The following is a 23,245-nucleotide window of genomic DNA, read 5'->3' as shown; positions in this document are numbered from 1 at the left end:
CAAAGCAGGACGTGCGCAAAGGGCCTGTTTGATGCTCAGACAAGCACCGGGGGCGTCAGCGCACCGGAACGACCGGTATCACGGCTTGCAGCCGATGGTATTTTTGACACAGCGTTTCACGGGTTTCGCGGCGCTGTGGATCGACCGGGATGCAGGCCACCGGGCAGACCTGCACGCATTGCGGCTCGTCGAAGTGGCCGACGCATTCGGTGCATTTGTCGGCATCGATCTGGTAGATCTCGGGGCCGAGGAAGATCGCCTCGTTCGGGCACTCCGGCTCGCAGACATCGCAGTTGATGCACTCGTCGGTAATCATCAATGCCATGGTGGCCGGGTCTCCTGGTGCGGTTCTGGCATTATCCCCGGCGGCATGAGTCTGTTCCTCGTCAAGCGCCTGATCACCCTGATTGCGACGCTGTCGGCCACCTCCGTCGTGGTCTTCCTGGTGCTCGAAGTCCTGCCCGGCAACGCGGCGCAGATCCTGATGGGCCCCGATGCCTCGCCGGAGAGCGTCGTCGCGATGGCGCAGAAGCTGGGGCTCGACCGCCCTGCCCTCACCCGCTACTGGGACTGGGTCAGCGGCATGCTGCACGGCGATCTCGGGCTGAGCTACGCCTACAGCACGCCGGTGAGCGAACTCGTTCTACAAAGACTGGCGCTCACCGTGCCGCTGGCGCTGATGGCCATGGCCTTCACCACGGTGCTGGCGCTGGCTGCGGGCATCTACGCGGCCTCGCGCCACAACAAGCCGGGCGACGTCGGCATCATGGGCCTCACGCAGATCGGCATCGCGATTCCCAATTTCTGGTTCGCCATCCTGCTGATCCTGCTGTTCTCCGTGCAGCTGAAGTGGTTCTCGGCGGGCGGCTTCCCGGGCTGGGAGGAAGGCATCCTGCCCGGGCTGCGGGCCCTGCTGCTGCCGGCGCTGTCGCTGGCCGCGGTGCAGGCGGCGATCCTCGCGCGGATCACGCGGTCCTCGGTGCTGGAGGTGCTGCGCGAGGATTTCGTGCGCACCGCGCGGGCCAAGGGCGTGTCGCAACGCGGCGTGCTTTGGGGCCACGTGCTGCGCAATGCACTGATCCCGGTGATCACCGTGATGGGGCTGCAGTTCTCCGAATTGCTGGCCGGCACGATCGTCGTGGAAAACGTGTTCTACCTGCCGGGGCTGGGGCGGTTGATCTTCCAGTCGATCTCCAACCGCGACCTGATCGTGGTGCGCAACTGCGTGATGCTGCTGGCGGCGATGGTGGTGATGGTCAACTTCGTGGTCGACCTGCTCTATGCCGTGATCGATCCGCGCGTGAAGGCGAGCGAGCTGTGAGCGCGGTGCTGGAGACGGCCGCCCCCTTCGTCGCGCCAGCGCCCGGCTTCTGGCAGCGCGCGCGGCACAGTCCCAGCTTCGTGATCGGCCTGGTGCTCAGCGCCTTCGTGGTGCTGGCCGCGGGGCTGTCGTTCGTGTGGACGCCCCACGACCCCTACGCGATCGACATGGCCCTGAAGTTGAAGGCCCCCGATGCGCAGAACTGGCTGGGCACCGACGCCTTCGGCCGCGACGTCGCCTCGCTGCTGCTGGTGGGCGCGCGCGCCTCGATCGCGGTGGGGGTGATTGCGGTGGGCATCGGCCTGGCAATCGGCACCGCTCTCGGCCTGCTCGCATCGGCGCGGCGCGGCTGGGTGGAAGAAATCATCATGCGGCTGTCGGACTTCGCGTTCGCCTTTCCCGCCATCCTGTCGGCCATCATGCTGACGGCGGTGTTCGGCCCGGGCATGGTCAACGCGATCGTCGCCATCGGCATCTACAACATTCCCACCTTTGCGCGCATCACGCGGGCCTCGGCCAACGCGGTGTGGAGCCGCGAGTTCGTGCTGGCCGCGCGCGCCTGCGGCAAGGGCCGCATGGCGATCACGCTGGAGCACGTGCTGCCCAACGTGCTGTCGGTGCTGGTGGTGCAGGCGACCATTCGCTTCGCCGTGGCGATCCTCGCGGAGGCCGCGCTGTCCTATCTCGGCCTCGGCACGCAGCCGCCGCAGCCCTCGTGGGGCCGCATGCTGAGCGAGGCGCAGACGCTGATGTTCCAGGCGCCGCGCCTGGCGGTGTTCCCCGGCCTCGCGATTGCATTGGCGGTGCTCGGACTCAATTTGCTGGGTGACGGGCTGCGCGACCTGCTCGATCCGCGTCTCGCTCGAAAACGATGACCCGCCCGCTGCTCGAAGTCCGCCACCTCTCGGTCGAACTGCAGACGCAACGCGGGCCGGCGCTGGCGGTGCGCGACGTGAGCTTCTCACTCGCGGCCGGCGAGACGCTGGGCGTGGTGGGCGAATCGGGCAGCGGCAAGTCGCTGACCGCCATGGCCTTGCTCGGACTGCTGCCCGAGCAAGCGCGCGTGAGCGGCAGCATCGTCTTCGACGGCCAGGAGTTGCTGGGCCAGCCCGAGCCCGTGCTGCGCGCGCTGCGCGGCGACCGCATCGGCATGGTGTTCCAGGAGCCGATGACGGCCTTGAACCCGGTGCACACGATAGGCCACCAGGTCGCCGAGCCACTGCGCCTGCATCGCGGCATGGGGCGCTCACAGGCGCGCGCGGAAGCGATCGCCTTGCTGGATCGCGTCGGCATCCCGGAGGCGGCCCGGCGCATCGACGCCTATCCGCACCAGTTCTCCGGCGGCCAGCGCCAGCGGGTCACGATCGCGATGGCACTGGCCTGCCGGCCGCAGTTGCTGATCGCCGACGAACCGACGACGGCACTCGATGTCACGCTGCAAAGGCAGATCCTGGACCTGATCCGCGGACTGGTGCAAGAACGCGGCATGGCGCTGCTGCTGGTGTCGCACGACCTCGGTGTGATCGCACGGAACGTGCAGCGCGTGCTGGTGATGTACGGCGGCGCCGTGGTGGAGAGCGGGCCCACCGCCTCGGTGTTCGCGGATGCGACGCATCCGTACACGCTGGGACTGCTCGCCGCGCGGCCCGGGCTGCGCATGGCCAAGGGGCAGCGGCTCGCGACCATTCCGGGGACGGTGCCGGAGCTGGTGGAGCTGACTAAGGGGTGCCCGTTCGCCGGGCGGTGCGCGTGGACGATTTCGGAGTGCGGCGCGGTGTTTCCGCCGGGGTATGAGGTGGGGGTGGGGCATAGGGCGAGGTGCATCAGGCTGGATGTGGTTTCAGAGGCCAAGCGCTCCGGCACCGCTGCTGCCCTCACCCCAACCCTCTCCCCAGGGGGAGAGGGAGCAACAACCACGAGGCAGCCATGAGCACGCCGCTGCTGGAGGTCGATAACCTCGTGCGCGAGTACGCCTTGCCGCGCGAGAAGTTGTTCGAGCGGCCGGGCAAGGTGCATGCCTTGCAGGGTGTGAGCTTCACCATCGAAGCCGGTCGCAGCCTCGGCATCGTCGGTGAATCGGGGTCCGGCAAATCGACGCTGGCGCGGCTCGTGATGGCGCTGGATGTGCCGACCTCGGGCAGCGTGCGCCTGCTGGGCCAGGACCTGCATGCCTTGCCGCGCGAGCAATTGCGCGCCGCGCGCCGCGACTTCCAGATGGTCTTTCAGGATCCCTATGGCTCGCTCGATCCACGGCAGACGGTCGAACGCATCGTCGCCGAGCCGCTGTCGGCGCAAGGTGCCGGCCGTGACGAGCAGCGCCAGCGCGCGGCCGAGGCGCTCGAGGCGGTCGGCCTGCGGGCGAGCGACCTGCGCAAAGTGCCGCACGAATTTTCCGGCGGGCAGCGGCAGCGCATTGCGATCGCGCGCGCGATCGTCACGCGCCCGCGCCTGGTGGTCGCCGACGAACCGGTGAGCGCGCTCGATGTGTCCGTGCAGGCCCAGGTGCTCAATCTGCTGCAGGACCTGCAGCAGGAGTTCGGCATCACCTACATGCTGATCAGCCACGACCTCGCGGTGGTGCAGCACCTGTGCGCCGAAGTCGCCGTGCTGCAGCAGGGGCGCATCGTCGAACAGGGACCGCCCGAGCGCCTCTTCGCCGCGCCCGAACATCCGTACACGCGCGAGTTGATCGCCGCCGTGCCGCAGGCGCAGCCGCCTCTTGCCACTGCGCCGCAATCTCGGGGATGATGCCCGCAAGAGGCCCCGCCGTGGCCGCACGCAGTTTCACCCAAGCTCCCTGGAGTCCCCCGCCATGATCCGACGCCGCAGCGTGCTCACGCACTCCGCATCCCTGGCCGCCTTCGCCACGCTCCCCGCGGGCGTGCTGGCGCAGAACCGCAAGGACGCCATCGTCCTGGGCATGGCGCTGGAGCCCAGCCCCGGGCTCGACCCCACCGGTGGCGCGGCATCCTCCATTGGCGAGGTGGCGCTGTACAACATCTTCGAGACGCTCACCAAGATCAATGCCGATGGCTCGGTCGCGCCGCTGCTGGCCGAGAGCTGGGAGGTGTCGCCGGACCTCACGACCTACACCTTCAAGCTGCGCAAGGGCGTGAAGTTCCACAACGGCGAGCCTTTCAACGCCCACACCGTGAAGTTCGCCTTTGACCGCGCCGGCGGCGAGAAGAGCACCAACAAGGACAAGCGCACCTTCGCCAACGTCAGCACGCGCGCGGTCGACGACTACACGGTCGTGATCCTCACCAAGGAAGTCGATCCCGACTTCCCCTTCCTGCTGGGGCAGGCCACCGCGGCGATCGTCGAGCCGAAGAGCGCGGACAGCAACATGACCAGGCCGGTGGGCACCGGCCCGTACGTGCTGGAGAACTGGGTGCGCGGCTCCTCGATCGCCCTGAAGAAATGGGACGACTGGCGCAATGCCGCGGCCATCCGCCTGCAGCGCGCGAGCTTCCGCTTCATCGCCGATCCGGCGGCGCAGGTGGCCGCGCTGCTGGCGGGCGATGTCGATGCCTTTCCGCGGGTCACGCCCCGGGGCGTCGAGCAGTTCAAGGGCAACCCGCGCTTCCAGGTGATCGTCTCGGGCTCCCGCGCCAAGACCATCCTCGCCATCAACAACCGCAGGAAGCCCTTCGACGACGTGCGCGTGCGGCGCGCGGTGGCCATGGCCATCGACCGCAAGGCGGTGATCCAGGCTGCGGGCGACGGCTTCGGCGCCGTCATCGGCAGCTACTACCCGCCGAGTGCGCCGGGCTATGTCGACCTCACCAGCGTGAACGCCTACAACCCGGATCGTGCGAAGGCGCTGCTGAAGGAGGCCGGCGTGACTGCGCCGGTGGACGTGACCATCACACTGCCGCCGCCACCCTATGCGCGCCAGGGCGGCGAGCTGATCGCCGCGGAACTGGCCAAGGTGGGGATCAATGCGAAGCTGCAGAACGTGGAGTGGGCGCAGTGGCTCTCGAACGTCTACGGCAACAAGAACTACGACATGACGATCATCTCGCACGTCGAGCCCTTCGACCTGGGCAACTTCGCCAAGCCGGACTACTACTGGAACTACCACTCGGAGAAGTTCGACGCGCTGTACAACAAGTACAAGAGCTCGCCCAATCCCAGGGACCGCGCGAAGCTGCAGGCCGACCTCCAGCGCCTCATCGCCGACGACTCGCCGCACGCCTTCCTGTACCAGCCGCAATGGGTGACCATCGCCAACCGGAACGTCAGGGGGCTGTGGAAGGACATGCCGGTGTTCGTCAACGATCTGTCCGCGCTGTCCTGGGCCTGAGCGATGAGCGATGCCTTGCACGAGTTGTCGGCCGCGACGCTGGTCGACCTCTACCGCCGCCGTGAGGTGTCGCCGGTGGAGGTCGCGCGCAGCGTGCTGGGCCACGTCGAGCGCTGGGAGCAGCACGCGCACGCGCTGTACCTGCTGCGCCCCGAGCACGTGATCGAGCAGGCGCAGCGCAGCGAGGCGCGCTGGCTGCGCGGCGAGCCGCTCGGCCTGATCGACGGCGTGCCGGTCACGATCAAGGACAACATCGCCACGCGTGGCGACCCCACCCCGCTGGGAACGGCTGCCTGTGAGCTGGTGCCCGCGAGTGCCGACGCGCCACCGGCGGCGCGCGTGCGCGAGCACGGCGCGGTGATCCTCGCCAAGACCACCATGCCCGATTACGGCATGCTGTCGTCCGGGCTCTCCAGCTTTCATGCGCTTGCCCGCAATCCCTGGGATCTGTCGAAGACGCCCGGCGGCTCCAGTGCGGGCGGCGGCGCTGCTGCTGCTGCCGGCTACGGGCCGTTGCACATAGGCACGGACATCGGCGGCTCGCTGCGCCTGCCGGCGGGCTGGTGCGGCATCTTCACGCTCAAGCCCAGCCTGGGACGCGTGCCGATCGATCCGCCGTACACGGGCCGCGCCGCCGGGCCCATGACGCGCACCGTGGGGGATGCCGCGCTGCTGATGAAGGTGTTGGCGCGTGCCGACGATCGCGACAGCATGGCCCTGCCGCCGCAGGACATCGCGTGGCATTCATTCGATGCCGGTGTCGAGCGCCTGCGCGGTTTGCGCATCGGCCTGCTGCTGGAAGCCGGCTGCGGCCTGGCCGTCGAGCCGGAGCTACGCGCCGCGGTGGAGCGCGCCGCGCAGTTGCTGGAGCGCGCCGGCGCGGTCGTCGCACCGATGCGGCCCTTCATGACGCAGGGCATGCTCGATGGCATGGACCATTTCTGGCGCATGCGCTCGCACGTCGACATGGGCGCGCTGGCGCCGGCGGCGCGCGCGCGTGTGCTGCCCTACATCCGGGAATGGGCCCACAGCGCGGCCGGAATGACGGGCGAGGCGGTGTTTCGCGCCTTCCACCAGTTCCACCTGACGCGCGTCGCCGCGGTGAACGCCTGCCGTCCCTTCGACTACGTGATCTCGCCGGTGTCGCCGGTGCCCGCCTTCGCCGCCGAACTGCCCTCGCCCACCAACGACCCGCTGCGGCCGCTGGAGCACATCGGCTTCACCGTGCCTTTCAACATGTCGGAGCAGCCGGCGGCGTCCATCAATTGCGGCTACACGAAGAGCGGCCTGCCGATCGGCCTGCAGATCGCCGGCAAGCGCTTCGACGACCTCGGCGTGCTGCAGGTGGCCCGCGCCTTCGAGGCGATCCGCGAGCCGCAGCGGCCCTGGCCGCAGCCGCCGTCGCAGGCTGTGGCGACCCTGGATTGAGCTGAGCGGGCCCCTCGGCGGGATGTCATTGCGGGCTTGACCCGCAATCCACCGCCGCAGGCGGCCCCGGCGCTGCATGGATCCCGGGTCAAGCCCGGGATGACATCCGGGGCCTGCTTGCAGGCTCCCTCTCCCGCCCGCGGGAGAGGGCTGGGGTGAGGGCAGCAGCCCGATCAGGCAGTGCCGGTTGCGGCGCGCGGCACCAGCAGCCTGCGCTGGTCGTACACCGGCTGCGCCGGCAGGTCCGCCAGATGCCGCGTGTCGGCCCAGGCGAGCACCTCGAAGGCGCCCTCGCGCACGCGGACGCGATTGACGCCGGCGTTGGGAATCTCGCTCTGGCGCGGCCCGCCCAGGCCAAGGCCGCGGGCGGTGCGATAGATCATGTCCAGCACGCCGCCGTGTGTGACCACCACCACCGTCTGCTGCGGGTGCGCGGCCACCAGGCGCTGCACGGCAGCGATCACGCGGGCATGGAAGGCGCGGGTGGACTCGCCTTCAGGCATCGCGAAATCTTCCTCGAAGCGCAGCCAGCCGGCCCAGGCCTCGGGATGTTCGCGCTGGATGTCGGCCACGCGCATGCCGTCGACGCGGCCGAAGCACTGTTCGCGCAGGCCGGCATCGGCGATCGGCTGCAGGGAAAGTTCGCCGGCAATCGGCCCAGCGGTCTGGCGGGCGCGCAGCAGGTCGCTGGCATAGAGCGCGTGCGCAGGCTCGTCGGCAAGACGCTCCGCCAGCCGCCTTGCCTGGGCGTGGCCAATGTCGTTGAGAGCCGCGTTCACATGCCCCTGGAAGCGCAACTCGCGGTTCATGTCGGTCTCGCCATGGCGAATCAGCACCAGCTCGGTCATGCGCCCTCCCTTGTCGTGAGGAGATTATCCCGGGCCAGGCTCGACAGTACGAGAGGCAGAAAACACGGGCGCGGGGTATTTATTCCCGGCCGAGACTCCGCACCTTCTCCACCAGCCGCTGTTGCACCGACGGCGACACGAACTGGTGCACTTCGCCGCCCAGCACGGCGATCTCGCGCACGAAGGTGCTGCTGATGAACTGGTACTTGTCGCTCGGCGTCATGAAGACCGTTTCCACCTCGGGCATCAGGTGGCGGTTCATGCCGGCGAGCTGGAACTCGTAATCGAAGTCGGTGACCGCGCGCACGCCGCGCACCATCGCCTTGCCGCCGCGGGACACGACGAAGTCGCGCACCAGGCCGCTGAAGCCTTCGATGCTGACCTGCGGGTAGCCCTTCAGCGCCTCGCGCGCCATGTCGATGCGCTCCTGCATCGTGAAGAGCGACTTCTTGTGGTGGCCGGCGGCAACCGCCACGATCAGCTGGCCGAACAGCTGGCTCGCCCGATGCACGACGTCCTCGTGGCCCAGGGTCATGGGGTCGAAGGTGCCGGGGTAGACGGCGATGACGTCGCTGGTCATGGTGCTCTCCTCATCGCCTCGGGCGGGCGCCGGTTCAGTTGCGCCGGATTATGCAACCGAACGCAACAGGTGCCCGTGCACCGCGCCCGCCTTCATGTGCCGCACCAGCTCCAGGCGGTGCGGCGCCAGCGCCTCGGCCGCCCACGGCGAGGGCGCCTCGAGATAGACGAAGCCGGTGCCGGCCAGCGCCGGGCGTGCCGCGGCCAGCGCCTTGTCGAACAGGTCGGACTCGAAGGGCGGGTCGATGAACACGAGGTCGAGGCTGGCAGCCGGCAAGGTCGCCAGCACCGACAGCGCGTTGCCCCGCTGCACGCGCACCTGCTCGGCGGCGAGTCGCTGGACGACGGCACGCAGCTGGTCGACCAGCACGCCCTCGGCCTCGACCAGCAGCACGTCGGCCGCGCCGCGCGAGGCGGCCTCCAGCCCGAGCGCGCCAGTACCGGCAAAGGCATCGACGCAGCGCCAGCCGGCGAGGTCCTGGCCGAGCCAGTTGAAGAGAGTTTCGCGCACGCGGTCCGGCGTGGGGCGCAGGCCGGGGCGGTCGAGCACCGGCAACAGCGTGCGCTTCCAGGTGCCGCCGATGATGCGCACCTGATGCGGCAGGGTGCGGCGGGCAGTCGGGGAGGTACGGGCCATACCGGGAGCTTACCCGCGGGCGACATTCCCATCGCCGCAGGCAAAAAAAGGGGTACGGCCCGCAGGCCGTACCCCGACTCACTCCCTGTGAACTCCCTGTGTCTGGGCGCCGCTTCGGCGTGACAGCACAGGAGCCATTGTTCAGGGCCGCAGCCCCGGAAGCGAGATCTCCCCCTGTCAAGATTGACAGGGGAACCGCCAAAGGGATGAGGCTACTGTCGGGCCGGCGCGACGTCGGCGCCACCGACCACCACGGTCACCATGCGATCCGGCTGCAGCTTGCGCGCGAAGGCGGCCTTGATGTCGCCCACGGTCACCTTTTCGACCTGCTTCGTCCAGGTGTCGAGGTAATCCAGCGGCAGGTTGTGCCATGCGATGTTGGCCAGGTTGTCCAGCAGCTTGCGGTTGCTGTCGATGCGCAGCGCGAAGCCGCCGATCATGAAGTCCTTGGCCGCCTTCAATTCCGCGGGCGTGGGGCCTTCGGCGACGAAGCGCCGCACCACGTCGCGCGAGACCTGTACCGCCTGCTGCGCCTGGTCGGGCCGCGTCTGCAGGCCAACCGTGAACGCGCCGGCATGCAGCCCCGGCGCGAAGTAGCTGTAGACGCTGTAGCTCAGGCCACGCTTTTGCCGCACCTCCTCGGTCAGGCGCGAGACGAAGCCGCCGCCACCCAGGATGTAGTTGCCCACCAGCAGCGGGAAGTAGTCGGGGTCGTCGCGCTTGTAGCCGGGCTGGCCGATCAGCACGTGCGCCTGCGCCGAGGCGAAGGGGATGTCGCGCTCGCTGGCCTTCGTCAGCGCCGGCACTTCGGGCACCGGGGGCAAGGCCTGGCACGTACCCGTGGGCAGGTGCGAGAGCAGCGTCGTCGTGATCTGGTCGGCCTGCTGGCGATTGACGGCGCCGACGATGCTCACCTTGGCGCGGCACGGCTGCACCAGCCGGTAGAAGTCACGCATGTCCTGCACGGTGACGTGCGACAGCGACTCCTCGGTGGTGTCGTAGCCGTAGGGATGCGTGCCGTACACCGCCTGCCCGAACGCCCGCGCGGCGATCGTGGCCGGCCGCGTGTTGGCTTCGCGAATGGAGGCCACCATGCGTTGGCGATCCCGCTGCCACACGTCGTCGGGGAAGGCCGGCTCACCCAGTTCACGGGCACCGAGGCTGACCGCCTTGGTGAGCAGGTCGGGATACGTCAGCGAGCGCAGGTTGAAACTCATTCGGTCGGTGCCCGAGCCGCCGCCGAAGGAGGCACCGAGGTCGGCCCAGGCCTCGCCCAGCTGGTTCTCGTCGAGGGCAGGCTCGCCGTCGCGCGCGACGATGCCCTTGTCGGTCATGCCGGCCGTGACGGCGGACAGGCCGGCCTTGTCGGCCGGGTCGCGGCGGTCGCCGGCGTCGAAGTCGATCTGCACGTCGAGCATCGGCAGGCTGGGACTTTCGATCAGGTAGACCTGCGCGCCACTGGGCTGCTGCCATTTCTGGATCGGCAGGGCGGCCCAGGCGGGCGCGGAGACGGCGCAGGCGCAAACGGCCGCGGCCGCCCCGCGCGCGAGGAAGTCGGAAAAACGCATGGAAGTCCTTTCAGTCTTGGCGCAGCGGCATCGCGGGTTGGCGCGGCTTGCGATTGGGGTCGACCGGCAGCGGGCGCAGGACGCCGACCGAAAGCTGGTCTTCGCTGAAGTAGCGGGCAGCGACCGACTTCACCTGGTCGGCGGTCACCTCGCGCAGGCGGGCCATCAACCGGTCGTCGGCGTCGATCGGCAGGCCGACCACCCACGCGCCACCGAGTTCGCGCGCCTGGTTCATCACGGAGTCGAGCTTGTAGATCTCGCCGGCGATCCAGCGGGTCTTGACGCGATTGAGTTCGGCCTCGGTCACGCCGTCGTGGGCGACCCGTGCCACCTCGGCGCGCAGGGACGCTTCCACCTGCTCCGGCGTCTTGCCGGCGGCCGGCACGCCCGAGAGCGTGAACAGCTGCGGCCCGCGGCCCCACAGGCCATTGCCCGCATCGACGCTGTCGGCCACGCGGTTCGGGCCTTGCGTCAGCGCGCGGTCCAGGCGCGCGCCCTCGTAGCCATCGAGCACGGCGGACAGCACGGTGAGTGCGAGCGCGTCGTCGTTGTCGCGCGTGTGCTCGAAGCCGGTGAGCTGCGGCACCTTGTAGGCGAGCGTGACGAACGACTGGTCTGCCGGCGCCTTGAATTCGAGCCGGCGGATGCCGTTCTGCAGCGGCTCCTCGCGCGGCTTGCGCGCGGGCACCGGCTTGGCCGGGATGCTGCCGTAGTACTTCTCCACGAGCTGGCGCACCTTCACGGGATCGACGTCGCCGGCGATCACGACCGCGGCATTGGCGGGCACGTACCAGCGGCGATAGAAAGCGCGCGCATCGTCGGGCGTCATCGCGTCGAGGTCGGACATCCAGCCCACCACCGGGCGGCGATAAGGCGAGGCCTCGTAGACCACCGGGCTCAGCTGCTCGAACAGTTGCGCGCGCGGGCTGTCGTCGGTGCGCATGCGGCGCTCCTCCTTGACCACCTCGAGCTCGCGCTTGAATTCGTCGTCGGCCCATTGGTTGTGCGCGAAACGATCGGACTCGAGCTTGATCACGTCCTCCAGCTTGCCGGCGGGAATCTGCTGGTAGAAGCCGGTGTTGTCACGGGTGGTGAAGGCGTTTTCGCGGCCGCCCAGGCCGGCGACGCGGCGTGAGAACTCGCCGGGCTTGGTGGTGGGCGTGCCCTTGAACATCATGTGTTCCAGCACGTGCGCCACGCCGGTGGTGCCATCGACTTCGTCCATGGCACCGACGCGCACGTAGAGCATGTGCACGGCAGTCGGTGCGCGCCGGTCCGGCTTGACGATCACCGTCATGCCGTTGGCGAGCTTGTATTGCTGCGGCTTCTCCTGCGCCGGCGCGGGACCGGAGATCTGTGCGCCCGCCCCGGGCAGCCAGAGCATGAGCAAGGAGGAAAAGAGCAGGAAGAGGAACGACCGGAGGTGCTGTTTCATAGAATCGATGTGATTCTAGAAACTTCCTGATGTTCAGCTTCTTCCGGAAAAAACCTGCGGCGACCCCGGCGCCCGCCCCCCCACCCGCCGCCACGGCAGCGCCGGTCGTGGCTCCCCCTCCCCTTGCGGCGCCTGCGCCCGCCCCGTTTTTCGCTCCCGCTACTGCCCCGACCGCAAGCCCGGCGCCCGCGCCAGCCAAGGGCGGCGGGCTGATCGGCAGTGCGCTCGTCGCGCCCCTGGAGATTCCGGTCGCGCCCACGGTCGCGCCGGAACGGCAGAGCTGGATGGACCGGCTGAGCGCCGGCCTGCGCAAGACCGGCGCAAACATTTCGCAAGTCTTTACCGGCGCGCAGATCGACGACGCGCTTTACGAAGAGCTGGAAACGGCGCTGCTGATGGCCGACGCCGGCGTCGGCGCGACCGGGTACCTGCTCAACGAGGTCAAGCGCAAGGTGGCGGCGACCGGCGCGACGCGGCCCGTGCAGGCCAAGAACATCCTGGTCGATGCGCTCACGCAATTGCTGCGGCCGCTGGAGCGCCCGCTGGCCATCGGTGAGCATGTGCCGACCGTGATCATGGTGGCCGGGGTCAATGGTGCGGGCAAGACCACCTCGATCGGCAAGCTCACGAAGCACCTGGCCGATGCGGGCCAGACCGTTCTGCTGGCCGCGGCCGACACCTTTCGTGCCGCGGCGAAGGAGCAGCTTGCCGTCTGGGCCGACCGCAACAAGGTGGAGATCGTCAGCCAGGAAGGCGGCGACCCGGCGGCCGTGAGCTTCGACGCGGTCACTGCCGGCAAGGCACGACGCAAGGACGTCGTCATCGTCGATACCGCGGGCCGGCTGCCGACGCAGCTGCACCTGATGGAGGAGCTGCGCAAGATCCGGCGGGTGGTCGCGAAGGCGGACGCCAGCGCGCCGCACGAGGTGCTGCTGGTGATCGACGGCAACACCGGGCAGAACGCCGTGGCGCAGGTGAAGGCCTTCGATGCCGCACTGCAGCTCACCGGGCTGATCATCACCAAGCTCGATGGCACGGCCAAGGGCGGCGTGCTGGCCGCGATCGCGCAGGAGAAGCCGGTGCCGGTGTATTTCATCGGCGTGGGCGAGAAGCTGGAGGACCTGGAGACTTTCAGCGCGCGGGAGTTTGCGCTGGCGTTGTTGTCGTGAATTGCCGCTGTTCGACGGCCATGCGTAGGCTGGGCTGCGCGCAGCGCACCCCAGCTTTTCCGCGCAAGCTGGGGTGGCCTGCGGCCAGCCCAGCCTACAAGACCTCTCCGGTCGCCCATGCCAGGTACGCTTCGCTCGCCCGCATCCGCATGCACAGGAACTGCGGCACCTCGTACGGATGCTGCTCGGCGAACAAGGCCAGCAAGCCTGCCTCGCAGTGCGGCAAGGTCTTGATCGTCAGCCGCACCTCGGCGTCCTCGCACTCCTTGCCCTGCCAGCGATAGAACGAAGTCAGCCCCTCCTCCACCTGCACGCAGGCAGCGAGGCGCCGCTGCAGGATCGCGCGGGCCAGGGCCCGGGCATCGGCTGGCGTGCCCAGGGTCGTGGTCACCGTCAGAATGTCGCGGTCATTACATTCGGGCATCGCGGTCGCCTCCAGAATCCGCGCATTGTCTGCCGCCAGGAGCGCCCCATGTCCACCCTCGCCAATGCCGCCGACAGCGCGAGCCCGCGCAAGATCGACCGGCTGCTCGCCCACTACGGCGAGAGCCACCGCGATCCGCGCAACGCGAAGATCCACTGCGTGGCCATTCCGCTGATCATGCTCAGCCTGCTCGGACTGCTGTTTGCCATCCATCCCTGGGTGGCCTACGCCTTCGTGGCGGCCAGCATGGTGTACTACGCGCGCCTCTCGATCGTCTGGCTGGCGACGATGGCTGCCCTGTCCGCGGTGGGGCTGGGCCTGGTCCACGCGATGGGTGAGCACGTACTGCCGATCTCGGTCGCGGTGTTCGTCGCCGCCTGGATCGCGCAGTTCGTGGGGCACAAGTTCGAAGGAAAGAAGCCGAGCTTCTTCGAGGACTTGCAATATCTCTGGGTCGGACCCATCTTTGTCGTGAGCAAGCTGTACCTGAAGCTCGGCATCCGCTGGTAGCGGGGCGCCTTCCCGGGACACAGCATCATCCGCTCCCCTGGCAGGTCGCTCCCACCGCCAGACGCGACCCTTGCCTACGGAACCCTTTGCCTGGCACTCTCTCTAACAGAGTGCTAGTATTTTTAACAAAGCAACAGGAGATTCCGGTATGTCCTCAACCATTGGAGCCTCGGGTACCACGGCGTTGGCAGTCGCCAACCCTTGGGCCGTCGTTCCGTCGCTGGGCAACCTGGACGCATACATTTCGGCGGTCAACCGGCTGCCGATGCTGACGGCGGAGGAAGAACAAGAATTCGCGAGGAAGTTCAAGGACCAGAACGACCTTGAAGCCGCCGGAAAACTGGTGCTCTCGCACCTGCGTCTGGTCGTGTCCGTCTCGCGGAAGTACCTGGGCTACGGCCTGCCCCACGGCGACCTGATCCAGGAAGGCAACATCGGCCTGATGAAGGCCGTGAAGCGCTTCGACCCCGACCAGGGCGTGCGCCTGGTGAGCTACGCCTTGCACTGGATCCGGGCGGAGATCCACGAATACATCCTGAAGAACTGGCGCATGGTCAAGGTCGCCACGACCAAGGCGCAGCGCAAGCTGTTCTTCAACCTGCGCTCCATGAAGCAGGGCTTCAAGGACGACGAAGACGCGCAGACCCACCGCGACACGCTGACCGATGCGCAGATCGAGGTCATGGCGCGCCAGCTGAACGTCAAGCGCGAGGAAGTGATCGAGATGGAAACCCGCATGTCGGGCGGCGACGTGATGCTCGATCCGGGCCCGGCCGACGACGGCGAAGAGTCTTTCGGCCCGATCGCGTACCTGGCCGACGCGAGCCACGAGCCGACGCAGGAGATCGAGAACCGCGAGCGCGACACCATGGCCACGGCGGGCATCGCCGCGGCCCTCGACCAGCTCGATGCGCGCAGCCGCCGCATCGTGGAGGAGCGCTGGCTCAAGGTCAACGACGACGGCTCGGGCGGCATGACGCTGCACGAACTGGCGGCGGAGTACGGGGTCTCGGCCGAGCGCATCCGCCAGATCGAGGTGGCGGCCATGAAGAAGATGAAGAAGGCACTCGCCGAATTCGCCTGAACGAGAACCACTCTCGAAAAGCCCGGCTGTGCCGGGCTTTTTGTTGTTTCGGCGCGCCTGACGGGGGGTTTTCCAGCGCGGACGGCGGCAAGCTCAGCTGTGGTGCGAGGACAATCCGGCCATGTGGAGGACCGCCCTGGGCGCTTTGGTCGCCCTCCTGCTCTGGTGTGCCTCCACGTGGGCAGGCCAGGCCGCGAGCGCAGCGCAGGGCGAGGCCGTAGCCCCCGCCGAGACGGAGGCGATCCAGCTCACGGGCCGCAACACGATGCCGCTGTTCGGCAGGTCCGCGTATTGGGTGGAGCCCCAGGCCGCACGCCCCATCGACGAGGTCGAGGCCGACGGCGGCACCATTCCCTGGCGACCGCGCGAGCAGGCCCATCCCCCGCGCCGGCATGGCGGCGCTTTCTGGCTGCGCTTCGACGCGGCCGCACCCGCGGGCCAACATTGGTACGCCGAGGTGGCCAGCTCCATCCAGGACCATATCCAGCTGTTCTACCGCGACCGCCAGGGACACTGGGTGGTGCAGGAGGCTGGCACCTCGGTGCCGACCGCGCAGTGGCCGGTGCCCGGCCGATTGCCGACCTTCGCTCTGGCCGCGGACGATCCGCGCACCGTGCGCTACTGGCTGCGGGTGGAGGATGACCGCAGCGACTTCGCCGCGCCGGTCACGCTGTTTCGCGAAGACGAACTCCAGGACAGCCGCGAAGACGAACAGTTCCTGTTCGGCGCCTATGCCGGCATCGCCCTCCTCGTGATCGTGGCGGCTCTGGCCAACGGACTGCTCTTTCGCGATCGCGCCTTCGCTGCCTTCTCGCTCTACAGCCTGCTGTTCGCCACCGGCCAACTGGCGCGCGCCGGCATCGGCGCCCAGCACATCTGGCTGAACACCACAGTCTGGAACCAGCCCGCCCTGTCACTCTGGCCCGGCGCCGCGGCCGCCGCGGGTCTCTGGTTCGTCAAGCTGCTCACCGAGCCGGCGCGCCTGTCGCGGGCGCTGGACCTGGGCGTGTGGGCGCTGATCGCGGGGCTGCTTGGCGCGGTGGCGGTCGACGTGACGGTCAACACCAACACGAGCCAGAGCCTGGTGCTCGCACTCACCGGCCTTGCGCTGGTCGCGCTGCTGTGCATGCTGGGCTGGGCGTGGCTCGAGGGCCACCTGCTTCCCGTGCGGATCGTGTCCATCGGCTTTGCACCGGTGGTGTTGATCGCGCTGTTTCCGATCGCCCGCGGACTCGGCCTGGTCGGCACCAGCGTGCTCACGCGCTCGGCGCTGTTCTTCGCCGCATCGCTGCAGCTGCCGATCATCTTCTATGCGCTGCACATGCGGCTGATGGCGCGCCGCGAGAGCGAACTGCGCGCCAGCGCGCTGTCACGGACCGACCCGCTGACGGGCCTGACCCACCGCCGCGGCCTCGTCGAGCGGCTCGACTCCAGCCTCGCGCGGGCCCGCAGCCAGAAGCAGAACTGCGCGCTGCTGGGCGTGCGCATCTCCAACCTGGATGCCATCGCCGAAGAGTTCGGCCGCGACGCCGCCGAAAAGGCGCTGGTGGTTGCCGCCTCCCACCTGCGCCGCACCAGCGTCGATTTCGACTTGGCCGCGCGCGTGGGCGAGCGTGAATTCGCGGTGCTGATGGAAGCGCCGGTGACGCAGCAGATGGTGAGCTCGCGCGCCCAGCAGGTGGTGGCCAGCGGCTTGCGCCAGGTCGATGCGCTGCCGGCGGCGCTAACCCTGAAGTTCCACGTCACCGCCGCCCTGCTGCCGGTGCCCGAGCTCGGTGGCGAAGCCACGCTGGAATGGGTGATGGGCGGGCTCGATCAGATGAACCAGGACGCGCGCAAACTGATCCGGCCGCTGAACTTCGAAGGCCATCCGCAGCGGGCCTGAGCCCGACGCGGCCGGTCGGCTTCAGGACTGCAGCAGCAGCTTCAGGTCGTCGGCCAGGGCCTGCGCGCCGCCGCCGTAACGCACATAGAGGCGCAGCTTGCCGCTGGGATCGAAGACATAGCTGGCCGCCGAATGTTCCATCGAGTAGTTGTCCGGGGTGGAACCGGCCGCCTTGCGATAGAACACCTTGAAGTCCTTGGCGACTTCCTGCGTCTGCTGCATCGACCCGCGCAGCGCCACCATGTCGGGACCGAAGTTGGCCACGTAGGCCTTGAGCATCTGCGGCTGGTCGCGCTCCGGATCGATGGTGATGAACACGCCTTCGACACGGGCGCCGTCCGGCCCGAGCAGCTTCTTCGCCTCGCCGATCTCGCTCATGGTGGTGGGGCACACGTCGGGGCACTGCGTGTAGCCGAAGAACACCACGACGGCCTTGCCGCTGAAGTCCTTGACGCTGCGCATATGGCCGTCGGTGTCGGGCAGCGCGAAGTCGTGCGCGTAGTCGGCGCCGGTGATGTCGACGGCCTTGAAGGCCGGCTTGTCGTCGCGCGCACAAGCGGCCAACAGGAGCGGTGCGGCCAGGGTCAGAAGGGCGGTACGTCGATGCATGGCGGCCTCACAGCAGGTAGTGGTCCACCAGCAGCGCCGCGAACAGCACGCTCAGGTGGATCAGCGAGAAACGGAAGGTCTTGCGCGCGAGCGCATCCGAATAGTTGCGCCAGAGCCGGAAGCCGTACCAGGCGAAGCCCGCACTCAGCACGAGGGCAGCCGCCAGGTACAGCCAGGAGCTCATGCCGTAGGCAAAGGGCATCAGGCAGGCCGCGAACAAGACAATGGTGTACAGCAGGATCTGCAGCCGCGTGAACTCGTTGCCGTGCGTCACCGGCAGCATCGGCAGGCCGGACTTGCGGTAGTCCTCCACCCGGTACAGCGCCAGTGCCCAGAAGTGCGGCGGCGTCCACAGGAAGATGATCAGGAACAGGATCAGCGCCTCGGGCCCGACATCGCCGCGCAGCGCGGCCCACCCCAGCACCGGCGGCATCGCACCGGAGGCGCCGCCGATCACGATGTTCTGCGGCGTCAGCGGCTTGAGGATCAGCGTGTAGACCACCGCATAGCCGATGAAGGTGGCGAGCGTGAGCCACGTCGTCAGCGGATTGACCCAGAAGTACAGCAGGCAGCCGCCCAGGGCACAGAGCGTGGCGGAGAACAGCAGCGTCTGCGTGTCGCTCAATTCCCCGCGCGCGGTCGGGCGCCATGCGGTGCGGCGCATCTTGGCGTCGATGCCTTTCTCGACCAGGCAATTGAAAGCGGCGGCCGCGCCGGCCACGAGCCAGATGCCGAAGCAGGCAATCGCGGCGATGCGCACGTCCTGCAGCGAAGGCACGCCGGGCACGGCCAGCACCATGCCGATCAGCGCGCAGAAGACGATCAGCTGGATCACGCGCGGCTTCATCAGCGCGTAGAACTGGCGCACGACGGTGGCGTTCATGCCGAGGCCTCGCGTGCGCTCACCGCCGCCACGGCAGTGCTTGCCGCCACCCGGCTTTCACTGAGGGCCCAGGTCAGGGCCACCACCAGGCCGGCCGCGCCGCCCGTGTGCGCCACTGCCGCAACGAGCGGCCAACCGAGCACCACGTTCGACAGTCCGCTGGCGAATTGCCACAGCATCAGGGCGGCCACGATGCTGCTCGTGCGATGCAGCGCCGTGCCGCGCAGGCGCCACGCCAGCACCCCCAAAACGACGAACAGCGCGTAGGCCACGAGCCGGTGCGTGTAGTGGATCGCGGTGAGCGCGGAAAACGTGACGGGCTCGCCCTGGCCCGTCATGCCGAGGGCGCGCCACAGCTCGAAGCCCTGGTGGAAATTCATGTCGGGCCACCAGCTGCCCTGGCAGGCGGGAAAGGTGCTGCAGGCCAGCACCGCGTAATTGGTGCTGACCCAGCCGCCGAGCGCGATCTGCAGCCACAGCAGCGCCGAGGCGCCGACCAGCCAGTGGCGCAGCGAGGCGGCCACGAGCATGGGACCGCTGCCACGCTCCGCCTGCCGGTACGCGACCGCCTGCAGCGCCAGCAAGGCGAGCAGCACCATGCCTCCGAGCAGGTGCATGGTCACGATGGCAGGGAACAATTTCATCGTCACCGTGAGCGCGCCGAAAGCGCCCTGCAGGCACACCCAGGCCAGCGTGAAGACGGGCCAGCGGGCTTGCACCGGCACGCCGCGTTTGCGCTGCAGCCACGTGCCGACGGCCAGCGTCGTGATCAGGACGCCGACGCCAGTCGCCAGATACCGATGGACCATCTCGACCCAGGCCTTGTCATGCGTGACCGGGCCCGTGGGCATGCGCGCTTCCTCGGCGCGGATCTGCGGCAGCGCGCCGGTCGGGCTGGCGTTGCCGTAGCAGCCCGGCCAGTCGGGGCAGCCCAGGCCGGAGTCCGTCAGCCGCGTGAAGGCGCCGAACAGCACGAGGTCGAAGGTGAGGAACAGCGTGAGCACGGTCAGCGCGGCGAGGCGGTGCCCGGGCGCGGCCTTCTTGTTGCGCAACCAGACCCACGCCAGCGGCCCGGAGGCGACGGCCAGCCCGAGCAGCGCCACGCGCAGCGCCGGTGTCAGGTCGAACAAGGAAGCGGCCGTCATCGGCTCACGACCCCTGGGCGACCCGGCTGATCCCAGCCTGCCGAAGCGCGCATCAACCGCTCGAGGTCCTTGCGGATCCTGGCCGCGCTGGCGATGTCGTCGCCGGGCGGAAAGCGCATCATCCAGTGCCCCATCGGATCGACGACGTACAGCTGATCCGAGATCCGCTGCCCGCGCTCGGGCGAGAGCCATTGCGCCAGTTGCCCAGGATCGACACGCAAGACGGTCGCCTCCTGCAGCCCCGACTGGAGCGCCGGGCGCACCGGCACCCGGTCGGACACGAACCAGACCCAGTCGACCCGGTCCCTGTCCTTGCCCAGGCCCTCCCGCAACTGACGCTGCAGGTAGAGATGGCGCTCGCACTGCGGGTTGCACGCGCCGCCCGCCACGCTGACCAGCAGCCACTGCCCTTGCAGCGTGGGCAGGCTCACGGTCTTGCCGTCCAGCGTGGTGCCGGTGATGGAGGGAATCGGCCGCTGCGGATCGATCAGCTCGCCATAGCTGCGGCGCGCCTCGGGCCGCACGACGTAATAGGCGAAGTAGGAAGCCACCACGGGCGCCGCGCACACCAGCGCCACCACCAGCATCTTCCAGCGGCCATGGCGGGTGCGCTGCTCGTCGGCCACGGCGGCTTCCTGCGGCAACGGCAGGGAGTGCACGGTCAGGCCGAGCGGCTGCTCAAGCATGCCGCGGTTGGCGGCGGGGTTGGATGAATTGGAACCAGACATAGAGGATCGCCAGCGTCGCGGCCATGGCCCACCACTGGAAGGCGTAGCCAAAGTTCTTCTCGGCGCCGCTGCCGGCCTGCGGCCACTGGCGCAACAGGCCCTCGGAGGCGGGGCCGGTCTGCTGCACCGAGAGCGGCAGCAGCGGCAGTCCGGTTTCCACGCGGAACCGGTCCAGGTCGAGATTCTGCCGGATCGGCCCGCTCTCCTGCGCGGCGAAGGCATAAAGCTTGGCCGGGGGCGGGGCCAAGCGGCCGCGGATCTCGACCGTGCCGGGCGGTGTCTGCAGCGGGGGCAAGTCCTCGCGCCGGACGAAGTTGCGTTGCACCCAGCCCCGCTGGACCAGCACCACCGCCTGGCTGCCCTCCAGCCGCAAGGGCGTGACCACGTAGAAGCCGGGCACTGCGTTCATCTGCCGGTTGTCGAGGAAGATCGTGCGGCCGGCCAGCCACTCGCCGCGCACGACGACGGGCCGGTGCAGCAGGCGCGTGTCGCCCGCGTTCGCCGCGATCAGCTCCCGGGCGCTGAGGGGCGCCGCGTTCTCCTGGGCCACTTCGGCGTCGTGCAGCGCGGTGCGTTGCTGCCCGCGACCCCATTGCCACACGCCCAGGCTGGCCAGCAACACGACGCCCGCCAGCACGGCCAGCGCAACGAGTACGCGCTTGATCATCGGCAGACCCCCGCGACCATAATGCGGCGCATGAAGTACTTCGTGCTCCTCGCCTTCCTCGCCATCATCGCCAGCCTCGGCTCGGCTCTCTTCTTCATGATGCGCGACGGCCAGGACGGCAAGCCCAAGACCAGCAACATGGCCCGCGCCCTGGCCTTCCGCGTCGGCTTTTCCATCCTGCTGTTCGTGTGCATCCTGGTGGGGTGGAAGCTGGGATATATCAAACCGACCGGCATTCCGCTGCGGTGAACGGACAAAACAAGGGCCGCGAAGCGGCCCTTGTCCTCGATGGCTGGGCCGGCGTCAGAGCCAATACACGAGCGTGTACAGGAACAGCCACACCACGTCCACGAAGTGCCAGTACCACGCGGCGCCTTCGAAGCCGAAGTGGCGGTCGGGCGTGAAGTGGCCGCGCATCAGGCGGATGGTGATGAAGAACAGCATCAGCATGCCGACGATCACGTGGAAGCCGTGGAAGCCGGTCAGCATGAAGAAGGTCGAGCCGTAGGCGCCCGAGCTGAGCTTGAGATTGAGCTCGTGGTAGGCGTGGAAGTACTCGTAGCCCTGCACGCACGCGAAGCTGAATCCCAGCAGCACGGTGGCCCACATCCACATGACGGTAGTGCCGCGCTTGCCTTCGCGCAGCGCGTGGTGGGCAATGGTCAGCGTCACGCCGGAGGACAGCAGCAGCGCCGTGTTGATCGTCGGCAGCCAGAACGGCGTCATCGTCTGGAAGGGCTCGATGATGTCGGCGGGCGAGGCGGTCGTGCCCGGCGCCGTGCTGGGCCACACGGCCTTGAAGTCGGGCCACAACAGCGCGTTGTCGACGCCGCCGAGGGCCGGCACGGAGTGCGAGCGCATCCACCACAGCGCGGTGAAGAAGGCGCCGAAGAACATCACCTCCGAGAAGATGAACCAGCTCATGCTCCAGCGGAAGGACAGGTCGACCTTGCGCCCGTACTGGCCGGTTTCGCTTTCGCGCGCGGATTCGCGGAACCACTGGAACAGCACCCAGAACAGCCACAGCATGCCGGCGGCCAGCGAGATCTTGCCCCACTCCTCGCCGTTCACCCAGTTGGCCGCGCCGAGAATGACGAAGAACAGACCCAGGGCCGCGAACGCCGGATGGCGCGAGGGCTGGGGCACGTAGTAGTGGGGCGTGGTCCCCGGTGCGCTAGAGCTCATGGCTACTCCTGATACCTTTTCCTTGATTCACTTCGAAAAGTCGCCTGCGATTTTTCAGAGTTACTCTTACTTCACGACCCAGCGGACCACGGCGATCAGCCCGACCACGAACAGGGCCACGGCGACCAGCGCCACGGCAATGATGTGGAAGGGATTGGCTGCTCCCAGGTCCTCTTCGTAGGCACTCTTCTTGCGGATGCCGATGAACGACCACAGCACGGTCTTGACCGTGCGCAGGAGGCTCACGATCGCGCCTCCGTCGGCTGGGTGGCGGCCGCCTGCGGCGGCGCCGGCACCTTGCCGCCCACCTCGAAGAAGGTATACGACAGCGTGATGGTCTTCACGTCCCTGGGCAGCTTGGGGTCGATGACGAAAACCACCGGCCACTGTTTCTTTTCGCCCGGATCCAGCGTGTACTGCTGGAAGCAGAAGCATTCGATCTTGTTGAAGTGCGGCCCGGCCTCGCGCGGCGCATAGCTCGGGATCGCCTGCGCGGACATGCGGCGGTCCTGCACGTTCTGGAACTCGTACATCACGGTGGCCAGCTGGCCCGGATGCACCTGGAGGGTCGTGAGCGCGGGCTTGAAGATCCACGGCCCGTGCGCATTGGCGTCGAACTCCACCGTGATGGTGCGGCTCGTGTCGATCTGCGTGTTGGCCTTGGCGGTGGAGCCGCCCGGCACTTCCTTCTCGCCCAGCGCCAGCACGTTGATGCCGGTGATCTCGCAGATGTGCTTGTAGACCGGCACCAGCGCATAGCCGAAGCCGAACATGCCGGCGGCAACCACCGCCAGCTTGCGCACCATCTTCAGGTTTTCGCCGCTGCGTGCCATG

The 23,245-nt window shown here is 68.4% G+C and carries 26 protein-coding genes; 11 read left to right on the top strand and 15 right to left on the bottom strand.

All coding sequences use genetic code 11. From position 1 onward, the window contains the following. Positions 1–55: 55 nt before the first annotated feature. The gene (locus JWP60_RS05970) at positions 56–325 is read right to left on the bottom strand and encodes a YfhL family 4Fe-4S dicluster ferredoxin (RefSeq protein ID WP_299787740.1); all 270 of its coding nucleotides are present in this window, start codon (positions 323–325) and stop codon (positions 56–58) included. A gap of 45 nt (positions 326–370) precedes the next feature. Between JWP60_RS05970 and JWP60_RS05965 the strand changes: the two genes are divergently transcribed. From JWP60_RS05965 to JWP60_RS05940, 6 genes are all read left to right on the top strand, one after another. Beyond that, positions 371–1,321 carry an ABC transporter permease gene (locus JWP60_RS05965; RefSeq protein ID WP_299787737.1) on the top strand — a complete coding sequence of 317 codons (951 nt, stop codon included), beginning with the start codon at positions 371–373 and terminating at the stop codon, positions 1,319–1,321. After that, positions 1,318–2,196, top strand: coding sequence for an ABC transporter permease (locus tag JWP60_RS05960; protein ID WP_299787734.1), 879 nt, complete (start codon positions 1,318–1,320; stop codon positions 2,194–2,196). Before JWP60_RS05965 ends, JWP60_RS05960 begins: the two co-directional genes overlap by 4 nt. After that, positions 2,193–3,251, top strand: a complete 1,059-nt coding sequence (locus JWP60_RS05955; protein ID WP_299787731.1) for an ABC transporter ATP-binding protein — start codon at positions 2,193–2,195, stop codon at positions 3,249–3,251. The genes JWP60_RS05960 and JWP60_RS05955 overlap by 4 nt, the downstream gene beginning before the upstream one ends. After that, positions 3,248–4,069, top strand: coding sequence for an ATP-binding cassette domain-containing protein (locus JWP60_RS05950; protein ID WP_299787728.1), 822 nt, complete (start codon positions 3,248–3,250; stop codon positions 4,067–4,069). The genes JWP60_RS05955 and JWP60_RS05950 overlap by 4 nt, the downstream gene beginning before the upstream one ends. Positions 4,070–4,133: 64 nt before the next feature. Next, on the top strand, positions 4,134–5,627 hold the full coding sequence (locus JWP60_RS05945) for an ABC transporter substrate-binding protein (RefSeq protein WP_299787726.1): 1,494 nt from the start codon (positions 4,134–4,136) through the stop codon (positions 5,625–5,627). A gap of 3 nt (positions 5,628–5,630) precedes the next feature. Further along, positions 5,631–7,055, top strand: coding sequence for an amidase (locus tag JWP60_RS05940; RefSeq protein ID WP_299787723.1), 1,425 nt, complete (start codon positions 5,631–5,633; stop codon positions 7,053–7,055). A gap of 173 nt (positions 7,056–7,228) precedes the next feature. On the opposite strand, the gene JWP60_RS05935 is transcribed toward JWP60_RS05940, so the two are convergent. From JWP60_RS05935 to JWP60_RS05915, 5 genes are all read right to left on the bottom strand, one after another. Beyond that, positions 7,229–7,903, bottom strand: coding sequence for a histidine phosphatase family protein (locus tag JWP60_RS05935; RefSeq protein ID WP_299787720.1), 675 nt, complete (start codon positions 7,901–7,903; stop codon positions 7,229–7,231). 79 nt (positions 7,904–7,982) lie between these two features. Further along, positions 7,983–8,483, bottom strand: coding sequence for a pantetheine-phosphate adenylyltransferase (coaD, locus tag JWP60_RS05930; RefSeq protein ID WP_299787717.1), 501 nt, complete (start codon positions 8,481–8,483; stop codon positions 7,983–7,985). A 48-nt stretch (positions 8,484–8,531) separates the two neighbouring features. Next, positions 8,532–9,119 carry a 16S rRNA (guanine(966)-N(2))-methyltransferase RsmD gene (gene rsmD, locus JWP60_RS05925; RefSeq protein WP_299787714.1) on the bottom strand — a complete coding sequence of 196 codons (588 nt, stop codon included), beginning with the start codon at positions 9,117–9,119 and terminating at the stop codon, positions 8,532–8,534. 212 nt (positions 9,120–9,331) lie between these two features. Then, complete coding sequence (locus tag JWP60_RS05920; RefSeq protein ID WP_299787711.1) at positions 9,332–10,687, bottom strand: pitrilysin family protein; 1,356 nt, start codon at positions 10,685–10,687, stop codon at positions 9,332–9,334. 10 nt (positions 10,688–10,697) lie between these two features. Next, positions 10,698–11,984 (bottom strand): pitrilysin family protein, encoded by a 1,287-nt coding sequence (locus JWP60_RS05915; protein ID WP_299787743.1) that lies wholly within the window; start codon positions 11,982–11,984, stop codon positions 10,698–10,700. A 167-nt stretch (positions 11,985–12,151) separates the two neighbouring features. On the opposite strand from JWP60_RS05915, the gene ftsY reads away from it, so the two are divergent. After that, complete coding sequence (gene ftsY, locus JWP60_RS05910; protein WP_299787708.1) at positions 12,152–13,291, top strand: signal recognition particle-docking protein FtsY; 1,140 nt, start codon at positions 12,152–12,154, stop codon at positions 13,289–13,291. Between the two features lie 94 nt (positions 13,292–13,385). Here the strand turns inward: ftsY and cutA are convergent, their stop codons facing one another. Further along, the gene (gene cutA / locus JWP60_RS05905) at positions 13,386–13,682 is read right to left on the bottom strand and encodes a divalent-cation tolerance protein CutA (RefSeq protein WP_299787705.1); all 297 of its coding nucleotides are present in this window, start codon (positions 13,680–13,682) and stop codon (positions 13,386–13,388) included. An 81-nt stretch (positions 13,683–13,763) separates the two neighbouring features. Here cutA and JWP60_RS05900 point away from each other — a divergent pair, with 81 nt between their 5' ends. The 3 genes from JWP60_RS05900 to JWP60_RS05890 all read left to right on the top strand — a co-directional run bounded on the left by JWP60_RS05900 (position 13,764) and on the right by JWP60_RS05890 (position 17,194). Further along, positions 13,764–14,225 (top strand): Mpo1-like protein, encoded by a 462-nt coding sequence (locus JWP60_RS05900; RefSeq protein WP_299787702.1) that lies wholly within the window; start codon positions 13,764–13,766, stop codon positions 14,223–14,225. 148 nt (positions 14,226–14,373) lie between these two features. Beyond that, the gene (gene rpoH, locus JWP60_RS05895) at positions 14,374–15,309 is read left to right on the top strand and encodes an RNA polymerase sigma factor RpoH (protein ID WP_299787699.1); all 936 of its coding nucleotides are present in this window, start codon (positions 14,374–14,376) and stop codon (positions 15,307–15,309) included. A gap of 121 nt (positions 15,310–15,430) precedes the next feature. Continuing rightward, on the top strand, positions 15,431–17,194 hold the full coding sequence (locus JWP60_RS05890; protein ID WP_299787696.1) for a 7TM diverse intracellular signaling domain-containing protein: 1,764 nt from the start codon (positions 15,431–15,433) through the stop codon (positions 17,192–17,194). A gap of 21 nt (positions 17,195–17,215) precedes the next feature. Here the strand turns inward: JWP60_RS05890 and JWP60_RS05885 are convergent, their stop codons facing one another. Genes JWP60_RS05885 through JWP60_RS05865 form a run of 5 tightly spaced genes read right to left on the bottom strand, consistent with a single transcriptional unit; the run spans position 17,216 to position 21,226 of the window. Next, positions 17,216–17,803 (bottom strand): SCO family protein, encoded by a 588-nt coding sequence (locus JWP60_RS05885; protein WP_299787693.1) that lies wholly within the window; start codon positions 17,801–17,803, stop codon positions 17,216–17,218. A gap of 7 nt (positions 17,804–17,810) precedes the next feature. After that, positions 17,811–18,686: a heme o synthase gene (gene cyoE, locus JWP60_RS05880; RefSeq protein ID WP_299787690.1), complete on the bottom strand. Its 876-nt coding sequence runs from the start codon at positions 18,684–18,686 to the stop codon at positions 17,811–17,813. Beyond that, entirely contained in the window at positions 18,683–19,831 is a 1,149-nt protein-coding gene (locus JWP60_RS05875) for a COX15/CtaA family protein (RefSeq protein WP_299787687.1), read from the bottom strand. The genes cyoE and JWP60_RS05875 overlap by 4 nt, the downstream gene beginning before the upstream one ends. After that, entirely contained in the window at positions 19,828–20,517 is a 690-nt protein-coding gene (locus tag JWP60_RS05870; protein ID WP_299787684.1) for a hypothetical protein, read from the bottom strand. Before JWP60_RS05870 ends, JWP60_RS05875 begins: the two co-directional genes overlap by 4 nt. Continuing rightward, positions 20,510–21,226, bottom strand: a complete 717-nt coding sequence (locus JWP60_RS05865) for an SURF1 family protein (protein WP_299787681.1) — start codon at positions 21,224–21,226, stop codon at positions 20,510–20,512. The genes JWP60_RS05870 and JWP60_RS05865 overlap by 8 nt, the downstream gene beginning before the upstream one ends. 30 nt (positions 21,227–21,256) lie before the next feature. Here JWP60_RS05865 and JWP60_RS05860 point away from each other — a divergent pair, with 30 nt between their 5' ends. After that, positions 21,257–21,475 carry a twin transmembrane helix small protein gene (locus tag JWP60_RS05860; RefSeq protein ID WP_299787679.1) on the top strand — a complete coding sequence of 73 codons (219 nt, stop codon included), beginning with the start codon at positions 21,257–21,259 and terminating at the stop codon, positions 21,473–21,475. A 54-nt stretch (positions 21,476–21,529) separates the two neighbouring features. Here the strand turns inward: JWP60_RS05860 and JWP60_RS05855 are convergent, their stop codons facing one another. The 3 genes from JWP60_RS05855 to JWP60_RS05845 form a co-directional block, all read right to left on the bottom strand. Continuing rightward, on the bottom strand, positions 21,530–22,411 hold the full coding sequence (locus JWP60_RS05855; protein WP_299787676.1) for a cytochrome c oxidase subunit 3: 882 nt from the start codon (positions 22,409–22,411) through the stop codon (positions 21,530–21,532). A gap of 66 nt (positions 22,412–22,477) precedes the next feature. Next, positions 22,478–22,657 carry a DUF2970 domain-containing protein gene (locus tag JWP60_RS05850; RefSeq protein ID WP_299787673.1) on the bottom strand — a complete coding sequence of 60 codons (180 nt, stop codon included), beginning with the start codon at positions 22,655–22,657 and terminating at the stop codon, positions 22,478–22,480. Further along, positions 22,654–23,244, bottom strand: coding sequence for a cytochrome c oxidase assembly protein (locus tag JWP60_RS05845; RefSeq protein WP_299787670.1), 591 nt, complete (start codon positions 23,242–23,244; stop codon positions 22,654–22,656). The genes JWP60_RS05850 and JWP60_RS05845 overlap by 4 nt, the downstream gene beginning before the upstream one ends. Between the last annotated feature and the right edge of the window lies 1 nt (position 23,245).

The sequence above is a fragment of the Ramlibacter sp. genome (assembly GCF_028291745.1).
Taxonomy (GTDB): domain Bacteria; phylum Pseudomonadota; class Gammaproteobacteria; order Burkholderiales; family Burkholderiaceae_C; genus Ramlibacter.
This window is presented reverse-complemented; position numbering and strand designations above follow the sequence as displayed.

Bases quoted from the DNA above. Each gene is read 5' to 3' on its own strand.
- JWP60_RS05970 (WP_299787740.1), bottom strand. From the start codon at position 325: ATGGCATTGATGATTACCGACGAGTGCATCAACTGCGATGTCTGCGAG.
- JWP60_RS05965 (WP_299787737.1), top strand. From the start codon at position 371: ATGAGTCTGTTCCTCGTCAAGCGCCTGATCACCCTGATTGCGACGCTG.
- JWP60_RS05955 (WP_299787731.1), top strand. From the start codon at position 2,193: ATGACCCGCCCGCTGCTCGAAGTCCGCCACCTCTCGGTCGAACTGCAG.
- JWP60_RS05950 (WP_299787728.1), top strand. From the start codon at position 3,248: ATGAGCACGCCGCTGCTGGAGGTCGATAACCTCGTGCGCGAGTACGCC.
- JWP60_RS05945 (WP_299787726.1), top strand. From the start codon at position 4,134: ATGATCCGACGCCGCAGCGTGCTCACGCACTCCGCATCCCTGGCCGCC.
- JWP60_RS05940 (WP_299787723.1), top strand. From the start codon at position 5,631: ATGAGCGATGCCTTGCACGAGTTGTCGGCCGCGACGCTGGTCGACCTC.
- JWP60_RS05935 (WP_299787720.1), bottom strand. From the start codon at position 7,903: ATGACCGAGCTGGTGCTGATTCGCCATGGCGAGACCGACATGAACCGC.
- coaD (WP_299787717.1), bottom strand. From the start codon at position 8,483: ATGACCAGCGACGTCATCGCCGTCTACCCCGGCACCTTCGACCCCATG.
- rsmD (WP_299787714.1), bottom strand. From the start codon at position 9,119: ATGGCCCGTACCTCCCCGACTGCCCGCCGCACCCTGCCGCATCAGGTG.
- JWP60_RS05920 (WP_299787711.1), bottom strand. From the start codon at position 10,687: ATGCGTTTTTCCGACTTCCTCGCGCGCGGGGCGGCCGCGGCCGTTTGC.
- JWP60_RS05915 (WP_299787743.1), bottom strand. From the start codon at position 11,984: ATGACGGTGATCGTCAAGCCGGACCGGCGCGCACCGACTGCCGTGCAC.
- ftsY (WP_299787708.1), top strand. From the start codon at position 12,152: ATGTTCAGCTTCTTCCGGAAAAAACCTGCGGCGACCCCGGCGCCCGCC.
- JWP60_RS05900 (WP_299787702.1), top strand. From the start codon at position 13,764: ATGTCCACCCTCGCCAATGCCGCCGACAGCGCGAGCCCGCGCAAGATC.
- rpoH (WP_299787699.1), top strand. From the start codon at position 14,374: ATGTCCTCAACCATTGGAGCCTCGGGTACCACGGCGTTGGCAGTCGCC.
- JWP60_RS05890 (WP_299787696.1), top strand. From the start codon at position 15,431: ATGTGGAGGACCGCCCTGGGCGCTTTGGTCGCCCTCCTGCTCTGGTGT.
- JWP60_RS05885 (WP_299787693.1), bottom strand. From the start codon at position 17,803: ATGCATCGACGTACCGCCCTTCTGACCCTGGCCGCACCGCTCCTGTTG.
- cyoE (WP_299787690.1), bottom strand. From the start codon at position 18,686: ATGAACGCCACCGTCGTGCGCCAGTTCTACGCGCTGATGAAGCCGCGC.
- JWP60_RS05875 (WP_299787687.1), bottom strand. From the start codon at position 19,831: ATGACGGCCGCTTCCTTGTTCGACCTGACACCGGCGCTGCGCGTGGCG.
- JWP60_RS05870 (WP_299787684.1), bottom strand. From the start codon at position 20,517: ATGCTTGAGCAGCCGCTCGGCCTGACCGTGCACTCCCTGCCGTTGCCG.
- JWP60_RS05865 (WP_299787681.1), bottom strand. From the start codon at position 21,226: ATGATCAAGCGCGTACTCGTTGCGCTGGCCGTGCTGGCGGGCGTCGTG.
- JWP60_RS05860 (WP_299787679.1), top strand. From the start codon at position 21,257: ATGAAGTACTTCGTGCTCCTCGCCTTCCTCGCCATCATCGCCAGCCTC.
- JWP60_RS05855 (WP_299787676.1), bottom strand. From the start codon at position 22,411: ATGAGCTCTAGCGCACCGGGGACCACGCCCCACTACTACGTGCCCCAG.
- JWP60_RS05845 (WP_299787670.1), bottom strand. From the start codon at position 23,244: ATGGCACGCAGCGGCGAAAACCTGAAGATGGTGCGCAAGCTGGCGGTG.